This is a genomic window from Spirillospora sp. NPDC049652, assembly GCF_040675125.1.
In the GTDB taxonomy this organism is placed as follows: Bacteria; Actinomycetota; Actinomycetes; order Streptosporangiales; family Streptosporangiaceae; genus Spirillospora.
On sequence record NZ_JBFAOF010000884.1, the window covers coordinates 1 to 3015 of the forward strand.

At 71.4% G+C, this 3015-nt stretch carries 3 protein-coding genes and 3 tRNA genes; 5 read left to right on the plus strand and 1 reads right to left on the minus strand.

Annotation, left to right across the window (positions count from 1 at the left end):
• The 5 genes from AB0J52_RS34315 to AB0J52_RS34335 form a co-directional block, all read left to right on the plus strand.
• Positions 1-296, plus strand: a 296-nt coding sequence (locus AB0J52_RS34315; RefSeq protein WP_500187056.1) for a universal stress protein, incomplete at its 5' end; no start/stop codon positions are given.
• A 120-nt stretch (positions 297-416) separates the two neighbouring features.
• Positions 417-1436, plus strand: coding sequence for a CHAP domain-containing protein (locus AB0J52_RS34320; RefSeq protein WP_500187057.1), 1020 nt, complete (start codon positions 417-419; stop codon positions 1434-1436).
• Between the two features lie 193 nt (positions 1437-1629).
• Positions 1630-1701 (plus strand) — tRNA-Gly (locus tag AB0J52_RS34325).
• A gap of 32 nt (positions 1702-1733) precedes the next feature.
• A tRNA-Cys gene (locus AB0J52_RS34330) sits at positions 1734-1804 on the plus strand.
• Between the two features lie 32 nt (positions 1805-1836).
• Positions 1837-1911 (plus strand) — tRNA-Val (locus tag AB0J52_RS34335).
• 80 nt (positions 1912-1991) lie between these two features.
• Here AB0J52_RS34335 and AB0J52_RS34340 read toward each other — a convergent pair.
• Entirely contained in the window at positions 1992-2849 is an 858-nt protein-coding gene (locus tag AB0J52_RS34340) for an ABC transporter permease (RefSeq protein WP_500187058.1), read from the minus strand.
• Positions 2850-3015: the final 166 nt, after the last annotated feature.

A 3015-nucleotide genomic window follows, 5' to 3' on the forward strand; every position in this document is an offset into this window, starting at 1 on the left:
CGCTGGTGGTCGGCGACGACGAGCCGCGCGGACGGCTGCGCGACGACCTCGCCCTGGCCATCCGCCACGCGCAGAAGTCGTCCGGCCTGCCCGCCGAGTCGGTGACGGCCGAACTGGCCGAGGGCGACGACGTGGCCGAAGCGCTGGCCGACGCGGGGTGGCCAGAGGGGGAACTACTCGTTCTGGCTAGTTCCGAGGACGCGTCCGCACATCAGGTCTTCCTGGGAGAAACGGCGCTCAAGGTACTGCGGGCGGCCTCCTGCCCGGTGACGGTCCTCCCGAGGGGCTACTCCTGACGTAGTCACCGCCGACCCCACCCAGATAGCCCAGGATGGCCGTTTCCGCCCGAACTGCTTGCGGCTCCGAAGTTATGTTGGCTACATTCCTTCGAGATCATCGTGTGACCTTGGAGCGTAATGGACCCCATCGGCGGGAAGTTGCTGGACGTCGCCCGCAAGCAGCTCGGCTATCAGGCCAAGGGCGACGGCTACTCCAAGTACGGGGAGTGGTACCGCAAGACCGTCGACGGCGACCACGACTCCTACTTCTCCACCGCCCCCTGGTGCGACATGTTCCTCGCCTGGGCCGCCCAGCAGGCCGGGGTCGCCCAGCAGGCCGGCCAGTTCGCCTCCACCATCGACCACGCGAAGTGGTTCCAGAAGCAGAACGCGTTCGGGCACACCCCCGAGGCCGGGGCGCTGGTCTTCTTCGACTGGTCCGGCAGCGGCGACCTCGACCAGATCGACCACGTCGGCCTGGTCGAGTCGGTCGACGGCGACTGCCTGCACACGATCGAGGGCAACACCGACGGCGGGCAGCTCATCCGGCACACCCGCTGCGACGACGGCAAGGTCGTCGGCTACGGCTACCCGGGCAAGGTCAAGGTCACCGAGCGGCACGCGCCCAAGCACGCCGCTCCCCCGGCGCCGGTGCAGAGCATCGGGGCCGCGTACGACGCGTCCGCCCCGGCGGCGCGGCACCGTCCGGTTCCGGCCTCCGACCATGACCACGACGGCGGGCTTCCCGCCCAGGAGGCCGTGATGGGCGGCGTCCTGGCGCTCATCCTGTGCGGCACGGTCGCGCTCAGCGCCGGGAAGGCCGCCGCCGCCCGCGCCGCCGAACTGGCTCCGGACCGCGCGCCCATCCGCGTCCGCAAGCGGGGCAAGCACCACCGTCCGGCCACCCCGGTCGCACTCCCCGCCGACGTCACCCCCGCCGACCTGGACGCCGCCGCCTCCGAGACCACGGTCATGCCCGCCCTCTCCCTCGCCGCCGCCCACCAGGCCGAGGACCGCGAGTTCTGGGGCCGCATCGCCCACCTCAAGGAGGACGAGGACCTGGCCTTCTGGGACGACCTGCACAGCGAGTCCACCCTCACCTCCGCCCTGTCCCGCACCCTGGCCTCCGCGGCGGACCCGGAGTCCACCCCCGCTTGACCCGCCGCGTGCGCGCTTTCAGCGCGGGCGACGGGCTTTTGCGTCCACGCGGCATGGTCTTGAGTCCGTGGGCGCGCGGGCGCCGTCAAGCCCCGCCGGGCCGCCTCGGGCACGCCGTTCGAGGCGTCGAGTGGGCATCGGCTTCAGAGTTCCGCTAAAGTTAACGACGTCGCCGGGGGAACCCGGAGGACGCGCGGAAGTGGCTCAGTGGTAGAGCATCACCTTGCCAAGGTGAGGGTCGCGGGTTCGAATCCCGTCTTCCGCTCTGAGAGGCAGGCCGTACGCCGGTCTCGCTCTGGTGGAGTGGCCGAGAGGCGAGGCAACGGCCTGCAAAGCCGTGTACACGGGTTCAAATCCCGTCTCCACCTCTGCGCCGTGCACCCTCCGCGAGCACGAGCTCGGGCGATTAGCTCAGTGGGAGAGCGCTACCTTGACACGGTAGAGGTCACTGGTTCAATCCCAGTATCGCCCACCACCCACCCCAGGTCAGGACCACCGGTCCTCCCCCTGGGGCTTTTTCGTCTTCTCGGGCGTCCCACGCGGTACGGCCGTCCCTCAGCGCCCTGAGCGGGCGTAGCCGCGCACCGCCAGCGGCACGAACACGACCAGCAGCGTCACCGACCAGAGCAGGACCGCGGTCACCGGATGCTCCATCGGCCAGGCCGGGTGCGCCGGACTCGCGCCCGGGTTCCCGAACAGGTCGCGCGAGGCGGCGGTGATCGCGCTCACCGGGTTCCAGTCGGCCACGAAACGCAGCCAGGCGGGCATGCCGTCCGTGGGGACGAAGGCGTTGGACAGCATCGTGACCGGCAGGAACAGCGGCGCGAGCTGGGCCACCGTCTGCTCGTTCCGCACCGCCAGGCCCAGCTGGGCGCCGACCCAGGCCAGCGCGTACCGCAGCAGGACGATCAGCAGGAACGCCTCGGTGGTGAGGACCACGCCGCGATGCGGCCGCCAGCCGACCGCCAGGCCCGTCGCCACCATGATCGCGAGCAGGGGCAGGCCGACGACGGCGTCGGCCCCGGTCTGCCCGAAGGGAACGGCGAGCCGGGAGGTCGGCATGGAGCGGAACCGGTCCATCACCCCCTGGGACGCGTCGGCGGCCGTCCGCCCCATGACTCCCTGGACGGCGGTGAAGCACACCATCGCGAACAGTCCGGGCATCAGGTACTCGCGGTAGTCGCCGCCGCCCGGCACCCGGATGGCGCTGCCGAAGACGTAGCCGAACAGCACGACCATGACGACGGGGAAGATCAGCGCGGCGACGATCTGACCGGGTTCCGCCTTCAGGCGCGCGAGTTCGCGCGCGACGAGGGTCAGCCCGTCGCCGATCGTCCAGCGCAGGCGTCCCATGGCGGTGGTGGCGGCGGCCGTGGGGTTGTGGCCGGTGGCCGCGGGGGTGGCGGTGGTCATCGGACGCTCTCCTTGGAGTCGGTGAGGCGGAGGAAAACCTCGTCGAGGGTGGGACGCCGCAGTCGGACGTCGGCGGCGGCGACACCGGCGCGGTCGAGTTCGCGGACCACGTCGGCGAGCCGGAAGACGCCGCCGGGCAGGGGAACGCTGAGCCGGTCGGCGCCGG

Excerpts from the sequence above, each read along its gene's own strand:
- AB0J52_RS34320 (WP_500187057.1), top strand. The coding sequence starts at position 417 with ATGGACCCCATCGGCGGGAAGTTGCTGGACGTCGCCCGCAAGCAGCTC.
- AB0J52_RS34340 (WP_500187058.1), bottom strand. The coding sequence starts at position 2,849 with ATGACCACCGCCACCCCCGCGGCCACCGGCCACAACCCCACGGCCGCC.